Here is a 21,076-nt window from a genome sequence, read left to right as displayed (position 1 = left end):
TTACATAGTAGAATGGATTAATTTAACCTTTGATATGTGTCGACACTAAATTAGATAGTAATTCCCATGGATTTTCGCTGCAGGCGGCGACTCTAGTGGAGGGCAACAGGATGTTGGTCACGAAGGCGTTGCCACACGATGTGGCGCTCTTAGCCTTTGTTCCTCTGCCTGAGTAAGATGAGACTTCACAACGTACGCGCAAGCGGCGGTGAAGGCTCATCACTCACCCCACGGAAAGCGTCCGTCCTGCAGCGAAAATCCCAACGGATACCTCATTCAACTCACTATGTCGCAGTTTCCCTAAAAAGCGCTATACCTTCTAGAGTTTGAAGGAATTTTGCACGTACCATTAATTTAGGAACTTCCCAAGAAAAAAAAGCCGAGACTAAGAAGATTCTTAGACTCGACTTTTTTTTGTTTGGATTAACCCCACCAAATGATCGTTAAGAACGTAAGGATGAAGATAAATCCGAAGAATGCTCCAACAAACAAGAAATACATCGGAACATTATGATTTTTTTCACTCATATGCATAAAGTAAAAAAGTTGTAATATTACTTGAACTACAGCAAGTAACAAAATTACAGGTGCTATTAAATACTTAGAGAAATCAGCAGCAACAGTAGTGAACGCAATTAGAGTAAAGAAAATCATAATTGCAAATGTTGTTAATTGGCCACGCATATCTTTTCTTCTCTGTTGCTTCAAATAATTAAATTCAGCGTCTGATTTAACATAAACTTGAGCTTCGTGAGACATATTAACCAACAACTCCCATCAAGTATACTACCGTAAAGATGAATACCCACACAACGTCGATGAAGTGCCAGTATAGAGAAGCAGTATAGTATTTTGGTGCATTATACAAATTAAATCCACGTTTTGCATTACGTACGATTAATAGGATAAACCAAACTAAACCTATTACTACGTGTATACCATGCGTACCAACTAAGGTAAAGAAAGAGGATGAAAACGCACTTTGACTATAATTAAAGCCTAAATGTACATAATGATTAAACTCATAAATTTCTAAACCTAAGAAGCAAAGACCTAGAACTACTGTGATTCCTAACCAAAGTTGCATACCTTTAAAGTTATGATTTTTCATATGATACATTGCATAAACACTTGTTAAAGAAGAAGTAAGAAGTACCATTGTCATAATGAATACAAGCGGTAATTCAAATAATGACTGAGTAGAAAACTCCATACCACTTGGTCCTTTATTTTTAAGCGCTAAATAAGTAGCAAATAAACTTGCAAATAGTACAGTTTCTCCACCTAGAAACAGCCAGAAACCTAAAAACTTATTCTTACCTTCCATTGTAACTTGTTCTGGGTGATCCGGCCAAGTTTGTGGGGTGTACTTTTTATTTAAGTCCATTATTATTTACCCCCTTTTTCATTCATCAAATCTTCTTTGTGAATATGGTAACCATGATCATCTTTTAATGAACGAACAGCCATTGAAGCAAAAGTGATAGCTAAACCAAGTACTAATACTGGGACTCCCCACTCTTTTTCACCATGATAAAGTGCTCCGAAACCAGCTATAAATGTACCTAATGTGATCATGAAAGGGACAAATGAGTTATTTGGCATATGGATATCAGAAATAGGTTCTGCATATGTCATGCCTTCTTTATTTCCTTCTTGTTTTTCAATCCAGAATGTGTCAAGTCCACGAACAAGTGGAGTTTGTTTAAAGTTATAGAATGGTACTGGTTGTGGAATAGCCCACTCTAATGTACGACCATCCTCCCATGGATCATTTCCAACTGGTACGTTTTTAACAGCCGTAATAATGATGTTAACAACAAGAATAATAACACCAATTGCCATAAAAGCAGCACCGATAGAACTGATTAAGTTGAATAAATCCCAACCTTGGTCTGCTCTAAACGTAAATACACGACGTGGCATCCCCATTAGCCCTAAGAAATGTTGGATAAAGAAAGTTAAATGGAAACCGATAAAGAAGAACCAGAAAGTCCATTTACCTAATTTTTCGCTTAACATTTGGTTAAACATTAATGGCCAATATAGATGCACTGCAGCTAAAATTGCAAGCACTACTCCACCTACGATTACGTAGTGGAAATGGGCAACGATAAAGTAAGAGTCATGTAATTGATAGTCAAGAGGTGCAGCCCCTTGCATAACTCCTGTTACCCCACCTGCTACGAAAGATGGGATAAATCCTAAAGCGTACAACATTGGAGTCGTAACTTTAATATTTCCTCCCCAAATCGTCAGCAACCAGTTAAAGATTTTCATACCAGTAGGAACAGCGATCGCCATTGTAGCTACTGCGAAAATAGCGTTTGCAGTAGGCCCTAAACCAACTGTAAACATATGGTGAGCCCAAACCATGAATCCTAAGAAACCGATTAATACAGTCGCAAATACCATAGATGAATAACCGAATAGACGTTTACGAGCAAAAATAGTGAAAATTTCTGAGAAAATACCGAAAGCAGGTAATATTAAGATATATACTTCAGGATGTCCGAAAATCCAGAATAAATGCTCCCAAATAATTGTATTACCACCCATTGTATGGTCAAAGAAGTTTCCTCCGAACATACGGTCAAGGATTAAGAAGAATAGCCCGATCGTAAGTGGTGGGAAAGCAAAAAGAATTAAGGCACTTGCAACAAATGTTGTCCAAGTAAATAATGGCATACGCATATATGTCATACCTGGTGCACGCATATTAATAATCGTTACAAGGAAGTTAATACCACCTATGTAAGTTCCGGCACCAGCAATCTGAAGTCCAATAGCATAAAAGTCAATACCATGACCTGGTGAAGCTAATGATAATGACGCATAAGACGTCCATCCTGCGTCAGGTGCACCCCCCATAAACCAAGAAAGGTTAAGGAATAGACCACCAAATAGGAAGAACCAAAAACCAAGTGAATTCAAGAATGGGAACGCAACATCACGTGCACCAATTTGAAGTGGCATAACTGCGTTCATAAATCCAAATAATATCGGCATGGCCGCAAGGAAAATCATGGTTGTTCCGTGCATTGTAATAATTTCATTAAACAGACCTGCACTAACAAAATCGTTATCTGGCTTTGCTAATTGGATACGAATTAGCATTGCCTCAATACCGCCGATTACGAAAAATAATCCACCAGCGATGAGGTACATGACAGCGATTTTTTTATGGTCGACTGTTGTTAAATAGTCCCATAGAGTTGCGCCAAAGCCTTTTTTCTGTGCGATAGAACTCACAACTTTAACCTCCCTCATAATTATCTATTGAAATTACTTTTCAATAGATAGTCCCATTAAATATTCTGCAAGAGCATCTAATTGCTCTTCACTAAATTTTTCGCCATTGTTCAATGTTTCTGGCTGCGGCATTAGGTTACCTGGTTTGTAGCTTTGTGGATCATTAATCCAATTTTTTAAATTCTCTTCTGTATGTTCCATAAATCCTGCAACACGATTACGGTCTCCAAATGCAGCTAAGTTTGGACCAACTCCACCAGCAGAACCAGCAGCCGAAGTTGCATGACATGCGATACAGCTTGTATTAAAAATTTCTTCTCCTTGAGTAGCAAGGTCACCGTCTGCAACAGCTTCTGTTGTTTTCGCTGATTCTACCCATGCATTAAAGTCAGTACGACTCAATGTCTTAACTTTGAAATCCATTAAAGCATGGGATGGACCACAAAGCTCCGCACATTTCCCGTAAAATACGCCGTCTTTTAATCCAGCAGATTCATTATCAAATTCTAAATAGAATTGGTTGACGTTTTCTACGTTTGTATCTAACTTACCACCAGCTGCTGGAATCCAAAATGAGTGTTTAACGTCAGCTGCTTTTAAGTTAAAGTAAACTTTTTCCCCTGTAGGAACTACAAGTTCTTGTGCAGTAACAACGCCTAAATCTGGATATTCAAACTCCCACCAATATAGTTTTGCAGTTACATTTACTGTAACAGCTGTTTTGTTTCCTTCTGCATCTACATGATCCATTGCTGATACATCAGCATGTTTATAGGTATAGATTACAGTTGGAACAGCAAGTACTATTAATAGAAGAATTGGAATAACTGTCCAAATAACTTCTAGTGTGTGACTTCCTTCCACTTGTTTAGGAATCACATTTTCTCCAACTTTTTTACGTCGGAACTTCACTATTGCAAGTACATAAATAATTACTACTACGATAACAACTAATGTCATAATACCAGTAGATAATAGTAGTAAATTAAATTGATCTCTTCCGACTTGTCCAGCAGGTGTAAGTGTTGATAAGTATTCCTCGCCACAACCCGATAGGAAAATCGTTAGAGCTGCTAACAGTGAAAAAAGTCGCCATTTTTTAAGCCCTTTCATCATAGCTAAATCAAACCCCTCTTTCATAGTTGTATTCATGTGCATTTGGACGGTCGTTCTGTTTTATATGAATTCTTGGTGACTAAAAGAAAGAATCCCAGTAGTTAAATAAAGATAGAAAAGATAATCATCGATACAAAGAGAATCGTCATATAGTTTAACGAATAGATAAACATACGAGTAGCCCATTTTATATCATCTTCCACACGAAAGCCTCTAATTGATAGCAATAACCAGCCAATATTAAGCACCGTTGCTAACACCACAAAAATAATTCCTAAATCCAATAATAAGAAGGGTAATGGGAACAAAAGTAAAATCCATAAAAGCATAGATACTTTTGTACGTTTGAAACCCTTTACAACAGGTAACATTGGAATATTAGCTGCTCGATATTCTTCCGTTCGCTTCATTGCAAGCGCATAGAAATGCGGTGGCTGCCAAGCAAACATTATTAAGAATAATGCAAGCGCACCAAAACTGAGACCTGGTTCTACTGCTGCCCATCCGATTAATGGAGGTATAGCACCTGAAATACTACCTACTACTGTATTACTAACATGTTTTCTTTTTGACCACATAGAGTATAAAACAACGTAACTAATAATCCCCGCCAGTCCCCAAACTCCCGCAGAAGTTGAAGCCATAAATAACAAGATTTCACCTACAATTAAAAATGAAAAGGAAGTTATCAGCACGGCTGATGGTGTGAATCTTCCAGTAACAGTAGGTCTACCTTTCTTACTTTTCATTATAGGGTCAATATCACGATCGATATAGTTATTCATTGCCGCCGATCCTGCAATTATAAGTGCTGAGCCAAAAAGCGTATAAAATAACAAATCTAACTCATGTAGAAAATTGACATTAGTAATTTGAAAAGCTAGCCACATTCCAGTAAATGTCGTTACTAAGTTGGAATTGACTATTCCAATTTTAATAAGCGACAGAAAATCTTTCAAAAATGAACTAGATACTGGTTCTGTTTCAGCTTCGGTAGTAGCGGTTAATGAATGACCATTTGACATGCTGCCCCTCCTTTCAAAATTGTAAGCATATTCCGCTACCTTTTACTATATCGAAAATCCCTTCTGATTTCTATAGTGAATAAAGATTTTCGAATAATAAGTTCTATAAAAATCTAAATATCGATAGAACATATCCATAGTAAATCATTTTTTGTCGTTATTTGTGAAGGTTCGAGCACGAATTTATGAACAATTTGTGAAATACCTTTTTCGTTCTAGGGTGTTCAACGTATATACATTGTAATTTTTCTCATGTTTCGATATTATCTAGTAGCAGATACCGTCTTTAATAGACGAACAAGATACATAAAGTAGGTGGCGCATTGCACATTCATAAATATTTAAAAGCCCTTGCTATAGCTTCTACAGTTGGTATGTTACTCATCCTTTTAGGCGGGGCACTAGTTACGAAAACTGATAGCGGCATGGGTTGCGGACGACATTGGCCAGGTTGTAATGGACAACTTATTCCAGATGTAATAACAACAGAAGTTTTAATTGAATTTTCACATCGTCTTGTAACAGGAGCAGTCGGTATTTTTATCGTCGCTCTAGCTGTTTGGGCTTGGCGTTCTTTAGGACATGTACGCGAAACAAAATTCTTATCTTTCATGGCAGTCTTTTTTTTAGTATTACAAGCTCTTATTGGAGCTGCACAAGTAAAATGGGGACAGGGTGATTTTATCCTTGCACTTCATTTTGGTATTTCTCTTATTTCGTTTGCGGCCGTATTATTATTAACTTTATTAGTTTTTGAAGTCGATAGGAAATTCGACACAGGTAATATTAGAATAGGTAAAACCCTAAAATTTCATACAATTGGTATTACACTTTATTCGTATGTAGTCATTTATACAGGTGCACTTGTACGACATACAGAGTCTAGCTTAGTGTGTCGGGATTGGCCATTATGTCGAAATGACGAATTTTCATTACCTACAAACTTGTACGAGTGGGTTCAAATGGGTCACCGGGTTGCTGCTGGATTGATTTTTATTTGGATACTAATCGCAACAATTCATGTTATAAAAAATTACAAATCTCAACGAACAATTTATTGGAGTTGGATCATCGCACTTATATTAGTATCATGTCAGCTATTTTCCGGGATGTTCGTTATATTAACTAAGTTAAACTTGTATATTGCGTTATTACATTCATTGTTTATCTCATTACTTTTTGGGTTATTATGCTATATGATTCTATTGTTATCGAGAAGTAGGGCAAAAAATTAAGTATATGTTTATTTCATGTTCCCTATTAACAAAAGAATAAACAAATAATAGGGCACTACTTGTTTCGAAATGAGCAAGTAGTGTCCTATTTATTTCGTAATATAGGGATACTGCGTGGTAAGGTGACCACCGTGATTTCCGCTTCAGGGCGTACGCTTTCCACGGGGTGAAAGATGAGCCTTCACTGGAGTCGCCGCCCTGCAGCGAAAATCAATGGAAATTGCTAAATTATTGAGATCCCCTATTAACAATAAATGGTTGAACGAGACAATATCCACTACTAACGCGACAATAAGATAGCTGAACACGACAAACTAGTCGAGTAGATGCCGACCAGGCGTGTTAGGCGGGCTTTAGTACATATAACTCCTATAATAGGTCGGAATTATAGTTGTCTCACATCAAGTAAAGAGCTATTTTGAGAATTGGTTGCTTTCACGATTAATTTGGTTGCACTCGTGCTGATTTAGTTGCTTTCGTAGTAGAACTGGTTGCTCCCAGTGATCGGTTGGTTGCCCTAAGCCATTTATTGGATGAATCCAATGGAAAAACCGGTTGAAATTTTGTTTTTTAACGGGATGGTATGGATAATTGGGCAATTTTTTTTGATTTTCGCTACAGCCGTCGACTCCTACCGGATAAGTGAGCAAAATGAGACTTCACAACGTCCGCCTAAGCGGCAGTGAAGGCTCATCGCTTACCCGGTGGAAAGCGTACGACTGCAGCGAAAATCACAGCGGTCTCTGCCACGCAGTTTCACTAAAAAGCATCTTTAAAGAATGTACTACCATGTGTCACGAATTAGAAAAAGCTGTTTGACAAATATTTGTCAAACAGCCTTTTTTTATTCCTTATCCATCACGATTAATAAATCACCTGTTGCGATTGCTTCTCCTGCTATCACATGAATTTCCTTAATCGTACCATTATATGGCGCTTGTACGGTTGTTTCCATTTTCATCGCTTCGGTAATAAGCATATGTTGACCTCTTTTTACTTTGCTTCCTGTATCTACAGCAACTTTTAAGACCGTTCCTGGCATGGTTGCTCCAATATGACGTTCATTCGTTAAATCTGCTTTTTGTTTCGCCAAGTGACTAACTTCAATATTCATATCTTGAATGATTATTTCACGCGGCTGACCATTTAGTTCGAAATAGATGACGCGGTTACCGTCTTGCATCGGTTCACCGATAGAAACCAATTTAATGATTAACGTTTTCCCAACTTCTATCTCTACTTCGATCTCTTCCCCAAGTCGTAAACCGTATAAGAATGTAGGTGTATCTAAAACGGACACATCACCAAAATTCTTTTCTGTAGCACTATACTCTTCAAATACTTTTGGATATAAAGTATACGCTAAAATTTCTTGACTTGTCACAGGACGCCCTAGTTGATTAAACAGTAGCTCCCTTACAGCTTTAAAATCAACCGGTTCTAATAACTCACCAGGACGAACTGTAATAGCTTGACGGTCTTTTAATATTACTTTCTGCAGTTCTTCTGGGAAACCGCCATAGGGCTGTCCGATATATCCTTCGAAAAACTCAATTACGGAGTCTGGAAAATCGATTGTTTTTCCTCTTGTAATTACAGACACTTCATCCAAATTATTTTGAACCATGAATAATGCCATGTCCCCTACTACTTTAGAAGAAGGTGTAACTTTTACAACATCGCCGAACAATAAGTTTACTCGGGAATACATTTCTTTAACTTCTTCCCATCTTTCCCCGAGGCCCACTCCTTTTGCTTGTTGTTGAAGATTACTATACTGACCACCTGGCATTTCATGTACGTAAATTTCTGTATGTGGACTCATCATGCCACTTTCAAAGTCTTGGTAGTATTTACGTACATCTTCCCAGTAATAAGATATTTTTTCAAAAGCGTCAACGTCACCAACAACTTCTCTATTGGATCCTGACATGGCATAACTTAAACTACTTGCACTTGGTTGTGATGTTAATCCAGCCATTGAACCTAATGCAGTATCAACAATATCTACTCCTGCTTCCACTGCTTTTGCATACATATAAATACCATTTCCGCTCGTATCGTGTGAATGTAGATGGATTGGCAAATCGACTGTACTTTTTAGCTCGCTGATTAAACGATAGGCAGCTTCCGGTTTTAATAAACCAGCCATATCCTTAATCGCCAAAATATGAGCTCCTGCAGCTTCTAACTCTTTCGCCATATCTTTATAGTACTGCACTGTATACTTAGCTCTAGAGTCATCTAAAATGTCTCCGGTGTAACATATAGCTGCTTCTGCGATTTTTCCAGATTGTCTGGTCGCATCGATTGCAACTTCCATTCCTTTTATCCAGTTCAAGCTATCGAATATTCTAAATACATCTATTCCTGCTTCCGCAGATTTTTGTATAAATTCCCGAATTACATTATCAGGATAGTTTTTATATCCAACTGCATTTGCTCCTCGGAATAGCATTTGGAATAATACATTCGGGATCATTTCACGCATTTTAAGCAATCGATCCCAAGGACTCTCTTTTAAGAAACGATAGGCAACATCAAAGGTTGCTCCTCCCCACATTTCAAAGGAGAATAGATTATGCAATCCTTGTGCAGATTCTTTCGCAATACTAAACATATCATGCGAGCGCACACGTGTTGCAAGTAAAGACTGATGAGCATCGCGGAATGTAGTGTCTGTTAATAACACGCCTTGTTGCTCTTTCACCCACTTAATAACGCCTTCAACACCTTGTGTTTCAAGAATTTGCTTTGTACCGGAAGGTGGTGCTTGTGAAATATCTACTGTTGGTTTTCTTGGTACTCCAAATACTGGCTTGGATTTTTGTTCCACACCAGGGAATCCATTTACCGTTACATTTCCAATATAATTTAACAATTTTGTTCCACGGTCTTTTCGATTCGGGAATAAGAACAATTCAGGTGTCGAATCTATAAAACTAGTATTAAATTGTCCAGAAAGAAAACTTGGGTGTTTTACCACTTTTTCAAGGAAAGGGATATTCGTTTTAATACCACGAATTCTAAACTCCTGTAGATTTCTGTCCATTTTTGCTGCAGCTTCTTTAAAAGACATACCCCAAGTAGAAACTTTTACTAACAGGGAATCATAGTAAGGGGTGATCACTGCTCCTTGGAAGCCATTACCCGCATCTAGACGGACACCAAATCCACCACCCGAACGATACACCATTAATTTCCCCGTATCTGGCATGAAATTATTTAATGGATCTTCAGTTGTCACACGGGATTGTATAGCAAATCCGAAAAGAGGAATATTCTCTTGACTCGGAATTCCCATATTCTCACTATTTAAGGCTAAACCATCCGCAATTTTAATCTGCGCATGTACGATGTCTACGCCCGTGATCATTTCTGTAATCGTATGCTCTACTTGAATGCGCGGGTTTACTTCGATAAAGAAAAATTCATCGTCTGTTACTAAAAATTCTACAGTTCCTGCATTTATGTATGAAACATTTTGCATTAATTGAACAGCAGCTTGGCATATTTTATTGCGTAATTCAGAACTTAATGAATTCGAAGGGGCAATTTCCACTACTTTTTGGTGTCTTCTTTGGATCGAACAATCACGTTCATACAGGTGAATTAAATTACCATGTTTGTCCCCTAATATTTGAACTTCAATATGCTTAGGTTCAAAAATAAATCGCTCCACATACACTTCGTCCGATCCAAAAGCAGCTTTCGCTTCTGATTTAGCACGTTCGTATGCACTTTCCAATTCATCCTTCGTTTGTACAACACGCATCCCACGGCCACCGCCGCCAAGGGAAGCTTTGATCATAAGTGGATAGCCATGCGTTTCACCAAATGCTCGAACTTCTTCTATGCTTTGAACTGGACCATCACTACCCGGAATAACTGGAATACCTGCTTTTACCGCTTGCGCGCGGGCCTTCACTTTATCTCCGAACATATCTAAATGCTCGGAAGTAGGACCTATAAAAATAATCCCTTCCTCTTCACAACGTTTAGCGAATTCTAAATTTTCAGATAAAAAACCATAACCTGGATGAATAGCATCCGCATTACTCTCTTTTGCGATACGAATGATGTCTTCGATATCTAGGTAAGCATCGATTGGTTTTTTGCCTTCCCCAACCAAATAAGATTCATCCGACTTAAAACGGTGAAAAGAACCGCTATCTTCTCTAGAATAAATCGCGACGGTACGCAGATTTAACTCCGTACACGCGCGGAAGATTCGAATGGCAATTTCTCCCCTGTTTGCAACAACAATTTTCTTAATATTCTCCATCCATTGGCACCCCTTATTCTTTTGTTTTTTCATGCTTTACAAACATAGATACATTCATTAATATCCCAATTGCTGCGGATAATATAATGATAGAAGTACCACCGTAACTAATAAAAGGAAGTGGAACTCCAGTAAGCGGAATAATACCTAGCATTCCACCTAAGTTAACAAATGTTTGAAAACCAATAATACTGGCCATGCCAGCAGCAATCATTCGAGCTTGTGGATCTCGTGTTGATAAAGCAATTGTTATTCCTCTCAATACGATAAAAAACAGTCCACATAAGATGATGGATACCCCTATCAGTCCAAGCTCTTCCGCTATAATAGCCATTATAAAATCTGTATGTGGTTCAGGCAAGTAACCATACTTCTGATTGGAATTCCCTAAACCTAATCCCTTTAAACCACCTGATCCTATTGCAATATATCCATTTACAATTTGATAACCATAATCCTTCTCATAGTCAAACGGATTAAAAAATGCTTCTAATCGTCCAAGTCGACGGGGAGTTATAAATGTATCCTTCATAATATAGATTGCAAATAGTCCCATTGTTATTACTATACCAATTAATCCGACAAGTTTGGAAAAAGATTTTAATTTTATTCCGCTAGCTGCAATAACCGAAATTGCAACAAAACTTATAATCATTGTATTCCCAACGTCTGTCTCCATCATGATCAGTACAAATACAAAAAATAATACTAATAATGGAGGTCCTACCGATTCATTTAATTTATTCAACGTGCCATTCTCATATTTTTTTGTAAAAATACCAGCAAAATATAAAACTATTACTATTTTTGCAATTTCGGAAGGTTGAATATTCCCAAAACCTAAATGAATCCAACTCTGAGATCCACTCTCTCCGCCTGTCCCGATAAAATGTACTAATATTAAAAGTATGAACATTACAATAAGCATAAGTTGCATCATTCCCCTACTTTTATAATGCTTATAAGGGAAAAAAGCCGCTAAAAAAAACGTAGGAATTGCAATTACTAGATTTTTTATTTGTTTATTGAAAAAATAATCAGGTTCCCTGCTATAATTAATTACTGCCCAACCCATGCTAGCACTGTAAATCATTACCAAACCAAATAAACTTAATACTAAATAAACAAAAAATAGCGGATAATCAAAGTTTTTTAAAAATCGTTTTAAATATGGGATCATGTTTAAACCTCTATTTCTTCCATTAGAAAAAAAAACTCAAACAGAAAGCATCGTTTGAGTTTTATAATTATTTTTCTGTATGGATATCATGTAAAACGGATAACTCTTGTTCTAGTGAAGCAATGATTTCTTTTCCTTCACTTTTCTCTAAAAGTCCAAGTTTGACCGCAAAATCTATTTCGCGCGATAGTCCAAACATTTGAGTATCCAAAACCTCTTCATAAAGCGGACATTGAGGCATCATTAAATTGTCCATTTGCACTTTTATAAGTTGTGCAATCTTTTCCGCATCATTTTTTAAAAGCTCTAATGCTTTTTCTTGATACGAAAGCTGTATTTTAGTATCCATGAGGACGCCCCCATTATTATAATTTCTACTTAATTACCTCCCTAAAGTGTATCTTTTGATGAGAAAAAATGCAAGTGTTCTCTCATTTTAGTTTAGAAAAAAGTGAAAGATTCTTTAGATATTTTGATTTTAGCGATATACTTAGTTAGATAAAAGAGATAAGAGGAGGCAATTTCGTTGGAATTTATTATCCCTATTACAGGTGCAGTTAAATTTACTATTACGCTTGATCCAACTGTTTGGATTTTTGATGATCGAAAAATTGATTTAGATGAATTTTTCTCAGGAGAATATGAATATAAAGATGAGTTAGAGGAATACACAAAAGTGACTTCCGCTCATTGGTCACGTGAAATTATAGAAGGCTCTACTGTTCCTCCTACTTTGCAATCGGAAAAAAAATACGAGCGCACGAAAGTACTAACAAGCACTTTTGGTGTAGAGCTAAAACCGTTTATCTTGAACGCCGAGCCACTAGCAGAAGCTTCTTCGCTAATCATTGAAACTACTGAAGGAGAGCATCGTTTTCCATTAAATGAATTAGATTCTCTATTACTAAAATTTAGCCATAAAGGGAAACCGCTTCGTGAAGACGGTCCTGTGCATGTTATTAAAAAAGATGGTTCCAATATTAATAGTCCGATTAAATTGGTTACTGCATTTCGTATCGAATAGGAGTTGATTTTATGAAAGTACAATGTGTCATATGCGATCGAATCGACGTGCTCTCCGATGATTTGCCGTTAGCAAAAAAGCTAAGAAATCGGCTAATTCACACGTATATGTGTCCCGTCTGTCATGACCGTATCGAAGATAAAACAAACGCACGCTTAGCAACAGGCAAGTTCATTTTCTACAAAACATCCAAACTAATCGATAATGAATTTTAACAAATAATAGGACACTACCTGCTTCAAGATGGTGGGTAGTGTCCTATTATTTACTTCGAGATATAGAGATACTGCGACGTAATGAGTTGAATGAGGAGTCCGCTGGCATTTTCGCTACTGGTCGGACGCTTTATTCAACGCACTACGGCGCAGTCTCCCTATTATGCAAAAAAACAAAGCTCAACTACTGTTAAGTAGTCGAGCTTTGTTTTTTCTCAAGTCGTAAACGAATCTTATAAATGATTAAAATGAGCGCTGCCACGATTAATCCTTCGACAACAGGAAGGAAAAACGCTAAAAACGTTAACATCAAACATCCTAAAAATAAGAATACGTAAATGACAATATTTTGTCCAACACGTAATTTTTTTGCAAATCCTAGCTTGTACACAAGCACGGATAACAAGAAAATTGTCAAAAATAATACATAACCCGCTATGTCGAAATTTGGCATTATCTCGTAGATAAATTTTGATATACTAGACATTCTGCCAAATACGAATTGCTGTTCTTCCAAGGTTGTTCACCCTTTTCTGATTCTATTCAAGTTCTGCATTTTTCATTTTTTTCGTCACACGTTCACGTTCACTTTTCTCTAGAATCTGTTTACGTAGACGGATTGACTGTGGTGTTACTTCTAAATACTCATCATCACCTAAAAACTCAATTGCTTCTTCAAGCGTTAAAATACGAGGTTTTTTAATAACATTCGTTTGGTCTTTGTTAGCAGAACGAATATTAGTTTTTTGTTTCATTTTTGTAATATTTACAGTGATGTCATTATCACGAGTATTTTCACCAACAACCATACCCTCGTAAATTTCAGTACCAGGTTCTACGAATAGTGTACCACGGTCTTCAATTTGCATCATACCATAAGTAGTCGCTTTACCAGTTTCCATCGAAACAAGTACCCCTTGGTGACGTCCACCAACACGACCTGAAACTACTGGTTGGTAGCTATCAAATGTATGGTTTATGATACCAAAACCTTTTGTAAGAGACATAAACTCTGTGGAATATCCAATTAATCCACGAGCAGGAACCATAAAGATTAAACGAACTTGGCCATTACCATTATTGATCATATCGACCATTTCACCTTTACGTAATCCCATTGATTCAATAATAGAACCAACACTATCTTCTGGTACATCAATTTGTACACGTTCGATTGGTTCACATTTTTTGCCATCAATTTCACGAATAATTACTTTCGGTTTCGATACTTGAAGCTCAAAGCCTTCACGACGCATATTTTCGATTAAAATCGACAAATGAAGCTCTCCGCGACCTGACACGATCCATGCATCTGGTGATTCTGTATCATCTACACGTAGTGATACATCTGTTTGTAGTTGAGAACGTAAACGCTCTTCCACTTTACGAGATGTAACCCATTTTCCTTCACGACCAGCAAAGGGTGAATTATTTACTAAGAAAGTCATTTGTAATGTTGGTTCATCGATACGTAATGGAACTAACGCATCAGGATGGTCTGTCGGACAAACTGTTTCCCCTACGTTAATTTCTTCCATACCAGATACAGCGATTAAATCTCCGGCTTTAGCAGATTGAACTTCTACACGTTTTAACCCGAAGAAACCGAATAATTTGGTTACACGATAATTTTTAATAGATCCATCTAATTTCATCAAAGAAATTTGTTGACCTACCTCAATCGTACCACGGAATACACGTCCGATACCAATACGACCTACATAGTCGTTGTAATCTAATAACGCTACTTGGAATTGTAGTGGTTCATCTGAATTATCGATTGGTGCTGGAATTGCTTCGATAATCTTTTCAAATAGGCATGCCATGTTTTCTTCTTGTGAAGCTGGATCTGGATCTAATGAAGCAGTACCATTCACACCCGAAGCATAAACAACAGGGAATTCTAATTGATCTGCATCCGCATCTAATTCGATAAATAATTCTAATACTTCGTCTACCACTTCTAATGGACGAGCAGAATCTTTGTCTACTTTATTTACTACAACGATTGGTGTTAACTTTTGTTCTAATGCTTTTTTCAGTACGAAACGTGTTTGTGGCATACATCCTTCATATGCATCAACTACTAGAACAACTCCGTCAACCATTTTTAAAATACGCTCTACTTCCCCACCGAAGTCGGCATGTCCAGGTGTATCAAGGATGTTAATACGCGTACCGTTATAATCAACTGCTGTATTTTTAGCTAAAATTGTAATTCCACGCTCACGTTCGATATCACCTGAGTCCATCGCTCTTTCATCTACATGCTCATTTGAACGGAATGTACCTGATTGTTTTAATAATTGGTCGACTAAAGTCGTTTTCCCATGGTCAACGTGTGCTATAATTGCAATGTTTCGTAAATCTTGACGTAAATTTGTCATATTTCCACTCCATATTCTTTTTTCGAGTCCATAACTGTGTTATTATATCACAAGTGAAACTAAAGTAATAATCTTTTTTTATCATTTTTTGGGGGTAATTGTATTGAGCAATATTAAATGGATTTTTGTTCTTTATTCTTTCGGCGCAATTTTATCGATGGTATTAGTTGGAATTGCTGTTGCACTACGAAATATTCCACTCGTTTTCTTGTTTCTTGTATTACTTTTTGTCGTAATGGGGTTCGGCTTCAAAACAAAGAAAAAAATGCGCGACCAAGGACTTTTGTAAATAATGATCAGCAAGAATTTTCTTGCTGATCTTTTACTTTAGTTTAACAAAGTTCGTGACTATGTCATGATGCAAACCAGGTTTCGACACGATAAAAGTGTTTTGTTTCAATAAATCAATAGGCTCGTTACCTAATGTCGTTACAATAGCACCCACCTCTTTCGCAATTACAATTCCTCCAGCAATATCCCATGGCGATAAACGCATCGAAATATAAGCGTCTAGTCTTCCCATTACGACATACAATATTTCAATCGCTGCAGAGCCATATGATCTCGTTCCTCGAACACAACGTAAAAGTTCGATCATTCCGTCATGTTCAATGTATTTATTTGGTGCAACCCAGCTCGCATTCATACTAATAATAGATTGCTCCAATTGTGCTTCTTCTACTCTTGGAATTCGCTGATCATTGAAAAAAGCACCTTCGCCTTGTGCCGCAGAAAGTAAATCATCTGCCATCACATCATATACATACCCAAGTAAACCTTCACCGTCTTTGAAAATGCCTAAAGAAATAGCAAAATTCTTTTTTTGGTGAATAAAATTCATCGTTCCATCGATAGGGTCGAGTATCCAAACATAACCATTTAAATCTTGTATTTCATCACCAAAGCCTTCTTCCCCCATTATTCTATGGTCTGGAAAGTTTTGTTTTATTTGTTGAATGAAAAATTGTTCCGTTTCTTTATCGATATTGGTAACTAAGTCATTTGCTTCCGATTTCGTTTCAATTATTAGCTCCGTTGTAAAGGAAGCTCTAATTCTCCCTGCCGCTTCTTTAATTAATGACTTTGCTATTTTGTCCAATTTATGTATATTCACTTCAACAACCCTTTCTTCGTTTAGTTTCCCCTTATCCGCTTTTCTATAGTATAAAGAAAAAAACACCGGCTGTCTTTCGATTAGCAGGTGTTTTTATGGATTCCTAAAAAGTAAAGCATCAATCAAGCGCATCAAGTTCTTTCAAAAGGCGGTGAATTTCGGTCAATTCCATTTTTGCTTCTGTTATTTCTTTTTCATTTTGGTCATTCAATGCATCATACAAAGTAGCAAGCTGATAATCCAGTTCCAATTTTAACGTTTGAATTTTTTCTTTTTCCATATCATTTTTACGAATAATGTGCACTACCTGTCTCATAACTAACACCCCTTCTTTTTATTATTCCGTAATATTCAGAAGATTTTTAATATTTTATGCTGTAAATGAAATATTGTCAACTGAAGAAATACTACTTACATGATTTTTACCCATATTTCCTATAAAATAAACATGGAAAACGAAAGGAGTTTACAAATGGTTAAAACATTTTGGGAAACCAAAGATTTTGATGTGTTTCAAGTGGAAGGTTTAGAAAATAGGATGAACGCGCTTATTGAAAATGTCCGTCCTAAGTTCGAAAAACTCGGAATGCAATATAGTCACTATTTTTCGAGCACTCTAGGGGACGAGTTCTTTCCTCATGTGGCAAAGCATGCTAGACGCTCTGTCAATCCCCCAAACGATAGTTGGGTTGCTTTTGCACCCTATAAGAGAGGATATAAATCATTGCCTCATTTTCAAATTGGGCTATGGGGAAGCCATTTATTTATCATTGTAGCAGTCATTTATGAAGCACCTGATAAAGTAGCCATAGCGGAACAATTGTTAAAGAAGAAAAGCTTATTCAATAAATTACCAGACGATTTCATCGTTTCGGGAGATCATATGAAACCAGATGCTATTCCTTTGAAACAAGCCAAAAAAGGGGAATTGAAGGAATTATTAACAAGATTACATAATGTAAAAAAAGCTGAATTTCTAGTTGGTCGTCATATTTCTAGAGAAAATGCGGTTACATTCACAGAAGGCGAGTTCTTAAACTTCGCTGAAGAAACATTCAATTACTTGTTACCTATTTATAAAACGATGGTAAATAAGAAGTAGAAATTTCCTCCTATAACTTTGATGCTATAGGAGGAAATTTTTATCCTTTAATAATAGTGTTCTCCACTTTTTCTTTCATCATTTTCACAATTGGATAACTTGCGTAACCGCTTTCTTTTTCAAATTCTCGGAAATATGTTTTTTCTTCTGCAATAGAAGGAACGATTTCTTTAAAGCGTCTATACTTCATTAATAATTCTTCTCGTTTAATGCCCTTTTCATACGCTTTTTCGATTGCTTCAAAAAATTGGACGACCTCTACTATTTCTTCTGTAGACCAATCTAAAGAAAAAGGATATGTGTATTCCATAGTTTTCCTCCTATTATTGCCATTTTTTCCTTATCTCAACTGCTTCTTTTACCATTCGTTCGATTAGTTCCTCAGTTGACGGCACATCATGTATAAGACCAATTGACTGTCCTGCCCAACCAAACCCATTTTCTTCCTTGCCCTCATAGATGAATTGCTTATTTGCTTCGCCGCTAATGAACTCTTTTAATGCATCATATGTTGGATTTTCAGATTCAATACGTAATATTTCTTGCGTCCAACTATTTCTAAGCGCTCTTGCAGGTGCACCAATTGATCTTTTAATAACGGTCGTATCTGTTTCAGTGCTTGTGATTAATGCTTGTTTATATGCTTCGGATGCATGCACACATTCCTTTGTTGCGATAAATCGCGTACCCATTTCAATACCTTCTGCTCCAAGTGCATGTGCAGCCATCCAGCCTCTACCATCTGCGATTCCCCCAGAAGCAATGACTGGTATGGATACGGCATCTACTACTTGAGGTATTAATACGATCGTGCCAATATCGTCTCTACCTAAATGCCCACCACCTTCTTGGCCTACTACCATGACCGCATCTGCACCTAGCTGTTCTGCTTTTTGTGCTTGTCGTTTTGCTGCAACAAGTACTAATTTTTTTATAGGAGTATTTGCAAGTTTCTCTAAAATCGGCGCTGGATTTCCACCAGTCATAGAAATAGCCGGTACTTCTTCGTCAATTGCCACTTGCAGCATATGCTCATAAGGTCTTCCTGTTTGTCCTATGGCGAAATTAACCCCAAACGGTTTATCTGTTAACTGCCTTACCTTTCTAATTTCCTCTCTCAATTCATCTGGTGTTTTTAAACTCATTGCAGTAACTTGCCCAAGACCTCCCGCATTTGAAACAGCTGCACAAAGATCTGAATAAGCCAAGTAAGCAAGTCCCCCTTGTATGATTGGATACTCTATCCCCAAGATATCCGTTACCCTTGTCTGAAAATTCATTCTCATCCCTCCTACTCTCAGTATAGAAGAATTATCCATTTAGTTCAATTCACAAATATTTTTTATAGTAAAACAACAGATGAAGTGCTATAATTCTCTTGTTTTAAGAAAAGCGCAAGCGCCTATGTTAGAGGAATACAGTCTAAGTTCGCGACATCGTGTCGCAACGACTGCATGACCTGCATCCTGCAGGCCTCCGACAGGCAAATGGGGAAAAGGGAGGAGGCAGTTTCTCAGCCACCACAGCTTTTTCACATTTGACCCCGAGGGGCAAGGCGCTGGAGCTGGACAAAATAAAAATTTTAGCTAGAGGTGGTATGAGCGTTGTCACAATTAGAAACTCCTTTATTCGATGCCTTACTAAAGCATCGAAATCGTCATCCTATCCAGTTTCATATTCCGGGGCATAAAAAAGGGAAAGGGATGGACCCTGCATTTCGAGAGTTCGTTGGAGATAATGTACTTTCTATAGATTTAATTAATATTGCCCCATTAGATGATTTACATTCCCCTAAAGGTGCGATCAAACAAGCGCAACGCTTAGCTGCCGAAGCATTCGGAGCAGATGAAACATTCTTCTCTGTTCAAGGGACAAGCGGTGCCATTATGACGATGATTCTTACCATATGTGGTCCCGGAGACAAAATACTAGTTCCACGAAATGTTCATAAATCGATTATGTCCGCGATAGTTTTCGCAGGTGCTATTCCTGTGTTCATCCATCCGGAAGTAGATAAGGAATTAGGTATTTCACATGGTATTTCCGTAGAATCTGTTGAAAAAGCATTGGAGTCACATCCTGATGCAAAAGGATTACTCGTTATAAATCCTACTTATTTTGGATTAGCTGCAGACTTGAAAAAAATTGTAGATATAGCACATGATAAAGGTATTCCAGTAGTTGTGGATGAAGCACATGGCGTGCATATTCACTTTCATAAGTCGCTCCCTATTTCTGCAATGGAAGCCGGTGCCGATATGGCCGCTACTTCTGTTCATAAATTAGGCGGATCTATGACACAAAGTTCCATTTTAAATGTGCGTGAAGGGCTCGTTTCTACAAAACGCGTGCAATCGATATTATCTATGCTTACGACTACTTCTACCTCCTATCCGCTTCTTGCGTCATTAGACACTGCTAGAAGACAATTAGCCATACATGGTGAAGATTTACTCGGAGATGTTATTAGACTAGCTAAAGACACCCGCAAACGCATAAATGCGATCCCACATATTCACTGTGTTGGGGAAGAAATTTTACAAACATCCGCAACATTTGATATGGATCCTACGAAATTATTAATAAGTGTGAAAAACTTAGGAATGACTGGTTATGAAGCGGAAATTTGGCTGAGAGAAAAAGCAAATATCGAAGTAGAACTTTCCGATTTATATAATATTCTTTGTTTGATCACAATCGGGGATACGAAAAAAGAGGTAAATTTACTTGTAAATGCCCTTTCTAGAATGGTGGATGCACATGAATCAGAAGCAGTAGTAATAGAGCCTTCTGTTACATTACCTGATATTCCAGGACTTGCGATGTCTCCTCGTGATGCATTTTACGCAGCTACAGAACAAGTACCATTAAAAGAAGCAAGTGGCCGCATTTCTGCGGAGTTCGTGATGGTTTATCCTCCTGGTATTCCAATTTTTATTCCCGGGGAAATAATTACATCAGGTAATATCGACTATATTCTGATGAATATGGAAGCCGGTCTTCCAGTACAAGGACCAGAAGACGATACATTAGAAATGATTCTTGTCATAAAAGAACATCAAGCAATCATTTAAAAGGAAACGGAAAGCTCAACAACTGTAACGAGTTCTGTTTCCTATCGCAAGCATTAAAAATGTAATG

20 protein-coding genes are annotated in these 21,076 nt (G+C 37.3%); 6 read left to right on the top strand and 14 right to left on the bottom strand.

Annotated elements, in window-relative coordinates; genetic code table 11:
- Positions 1-423: 423 nt before the first annotated feature.
- The 5 genes from AC1DFT_RS15555 to cyoE all read right to left on the bottom strand — a co-directional run bounded on the left by AC1DFT_RS15555 (position 424) and on the right by cyoE (position 5,393).
- Positions 424-759: a cytochrome C oxidase subunit IV family protein gene (locus tag AC1DFT_RS15555; RefSeq protein WP_478159657.1), complete on the bottom strand. Its 336-nt coding sequence runs from the start codon at positions 757-759 to the stop codon at positions 424-426.
- 1 nt (position 760) lies between these two features.
- The gene (locus AC1DFT_RS15550) at positions 761-1,387 is read right to left on the bottom strand and encodes a cytochrome c oxidase subunit 3 (protein ID WP_478159655.1); all 627 of its coding nucleotides are present in this window, start codon (positions 1,385-1,387) and stop codon (positions 761-763) included.
- 2 nt (positions 1,388-1,389) lie between these two features.
- The gene (locus AC1DFT_RS15545) at positions 1,390-3,252 is read right to left on the bottom strand and encodes a cbb3-type cytochrome c oxidase subunit I (protein WP_478159653.1); all 1,863 of its coding nucleotides are present in this window, start codon (positions 3,250-3,252) and stop codon (positions 1,390-1,392) included.
- A 33-nt stretch (positions 3,253-3,285) separates the two neighbouring features.
- Complete coding sequence (coxB, locus tag AC1DFT_RS15540) at positions 3,286-4,368, bottom strand: cytochrome c oxidase subunit II (RefSeq protein ID WP_478159651.1); 1,083 nt, start codon at positions 4,366-4,368, stop codon at positions 3,286-3,288.
- A gap of 101 nt (positions 4,369-4,469) precedes the next feature.
- Positions 4,470-5,393, bottom strand: a complete 924-nt coding sequence (gene cyoE, locus AC1DFT_RS15535) for a heme o synthase (protein WP_478159649.1) — start codon at positions 5,391-5,393, stop codon at positions 4,470-4,472.
- Positions 5,394-5,716: 323 nt separating this feature from the next.
- On the opposite strand from cyoE, the gene AC1DFT_RS15530 reads away from it, so the two are divergent.
- Positions 5,717-6,628, top strand: coding sequence for a COX15/CtaA family protein (locus AC1DFT_RS15530; protein ID WP_478159647.1), 912 nt, complete (start codon positions 5,717-5,719; stop codon positions 6,626-6,628).
- Positions 6,629-7,472: 844 nt separating this feature from the next.
- Here AC1DFT_RS15530 and pyc read toward each other — a convergent pair.
- The 3 genes from pyc to AC1DFT_RS15515 all read right to left on the bottom strand — a co-directional run bounded on the left by pyc (position 7,473) and on the right by AC1DFT_RS15515 (position 12,442).
- On the bottom strand, positions 7,473-10,913 hold the full coding sequence (gene pyc / locus AC1DFT_RS15525) for a pyruvate carboxylase (RefSeq protein WP_478159645.1): 3,441 nt from the start codon (positions 10,911-10,913) through the stop codon (positions 7,473-7,475).
- Positions 10,914-10,926: 13 nt separating this feature from the next.
- On the bottom strand, positions 10,927-12,093 hold the full coding sequence (locus AC1DFT_RS15520) for an FtsW/RodA/SpoVE family cell cycle protein (RefSeq protein ID WP_478159643.1): 1,167 nt from the start codon (positions 12,091-12,093) through the stop codon (positions 10,927-10,929).
- 67 nt (positions 12,094-12,160) lie between these two features.
- Positions 12,161-12,442 carry an Fpa/YlaN family protein gene (locus tag AC1DFT_RS15515; protein WP_478159641.1) on the bottom strand — a complete coding sequence of 94 codons (282 nt, stop codon included), beginning with the start codon at positions 12,440-12,442 and terminating at the stop codon, positions 12,161-12,163.
- Positions 12,443-12,619: 177 nt separating this feature from the next.
- Here AC1DFT_RS15515 and AC1DFT_RS15510 point away from each other — a divergent pair, with 177 nt between their 5' ends.
- Both AC1DFT_RS15510 and AC1DFT_RS15505 read left to right on the top strand, forming a co-directional pair.
- Positions 12,620-13,117: a peptidyl-prolyl cis-trans isomerase gene (locus AC1DFT_RS15510; RefSeq protein ID WP_478159639.1), complete on the top strand. Its 498-nt coding sequence runs from the start codon at positions 12,620-12,622 to the stop codon at positions 13,115-13,117.
- Between the two features lie 11 nt (positions 13,118-13,128).
- Entirely contained in the window at positions 13,129-13,332 is a 204-nt protein-coding gene (locus tag AC1DFT_RS15505) for a YlaI family protein (RefSeq protein ID WP_478159637.1), read from the top strand.
- A 190-nt stretch (positions 13,333-13,522) separates the two neighbouring features.
- Here AC1DFT_RS15505 and AC1DFT_RS15500 read toward each other — a convergent pair whose 3' ends face one another.
- Together AC1DFT_RS15500 and typA are read right to left on the bottom strand one after the other, a co-directional pair.
- On the bottom strand, positions 13,523-13,849 hold the full coding sequence (locus AC1DFT_RS15500) for a YlaH-like family protein (protein ID WP_478159636.1): 327 nt from the start codon (positions 13,847-13,849) through the stop codon (positions 13,523-13,525).
- Between the two features lie 22 nt (positions 13,850-13,871).
- Positions 13,872-15,719, bottom strand: coding sequence for a translational GTPase TypA (gene typA, locus AC1DFT_RS15495; protein ID WP_478159635.1), 1,848 nt, complete (start codon positions 15,717-15,719; stop codon positions 13,872-13,874).
- A gap of 103 nt (positions 15,720-15,822) precedes the next feature.
- On the opposite strand from typA, the gene AC1DFT_RS15490 reads away from it, so the two are divergent.
- Positions 15,823-16,008, top strand: a complete 186-nt coding sequence (locus AC1DFT_RS15490; protein ID WP_478159634.1) for a YlaF family protein — start codon at positions 15,823-15,825, stop codon at positions 16,006-16,008.
- A gap of 33 nt (positions 16,009-16,041) precedes the next feature.
- On the opposite strand, the gene AC1DFT_RS15485 is transcribed toward AC1DFT_RS15490, so the two are convergent.
- Positions 16,042-16,833: an inositol monophosphatase family protein gene (locus tag AC1DFT_RS15485; RefSeq protein ID WP_478159633.1), complete on the bottom strand. Its 792-nt coding sequence runs from the start codon at positions 16,831-16,833 to the stop codon at positions 16,042-16,044.
- A gap of 118 nt (positions 16,834-16,951) precedes the next feature.
- On the bottom strand, positions 16,952-17,149 hold the full coding sequence (locus AC1DFT_RS15480; protein ID WP_478159632.1) for a hypothetical protein: 198 nt from the start codon (positions 17,147-17,149) through the stop codon (positions 16,952-16,954).
- Between the two features lie 156 nt (positions 17,150-17,305).
- On the opposite strand from AC1DFT_RS15480, the gene AC1DFT_RS15475 reads away from it, so the two are divergent.
- Positions 17,306-17,935, top strand: a complete 630-nt coding sequence (locus tag AC1DFT_RS15475; RefSeq protein WP_478159631.1) for a YktB family protein — start codon at positions 17,306-17,308, stop codon at positions 17,933-17,935.
- 40 nt (positions 17,936-17,975) lie between these two features.
- Here AC1DFT_RS15475 and AC1DFT_RS15470 read toward each other — a convergent pair whose 3' ends face one another.
- Both AC1DFT_RS15470 and AC1DFT_RS15465 read right to left on the bottom strand, forming a co-directional pair.
- The gene (locus tag AC1DFT_RS15470; protein WP_478159630.1) at positions 17,976-18,245 is read right to left on the bottom strand and encodes a UPF0223 family protein; all 270 of its coding nucleotides are present in this window, start codon (positions 18,243-18,245) and stop codon (positions 17,976-17,978) included.
- Between the two features lie 13 nt (positions 18,246-18,258).
- Positions 18,259-19,215: an NAD(P)H-dependent flavin oxidoreductase gene (locus tag AC1DFT_RS15465; RefSeq protein WP_478159629.1), complete on the bottom strand. Its 957-nt coding sequence runs from the start codon at positions 19,213-19,215 to the stop codon at positions 18,259-18,261.
- Between the two features lie 324 nt (positions 19,216-19,539).
- On the opposite strand from AC1DFT_RS15465, the gene AC1DFT_RS15460 reads away from it, so the two are divergent.
- Positions 19,540-21,009: an aminotransferase class I/II-fold pyridoxal phosphate-dependent enzyme gene (locus AC1DFT_RS15460; protein WP_478159628.1), complete on the top strand. Its 1,470-nt coding sequence runs from the start codon at positions 19,540-19,542 to the stop codon at positions 21,007-21,009.
- Positions 21,010-21,076: the final 67 nt, after the last annotated feature.

The sequence above is a fragment of the Psychrobacillus sp. 05T411 genome, assembly GCF_056396485.1.
The sequence above is the reverse complement of the archived record's forward strand: the minus strand, read 5'-3'. Positions and strand labels throughout refer to the sequence as shown.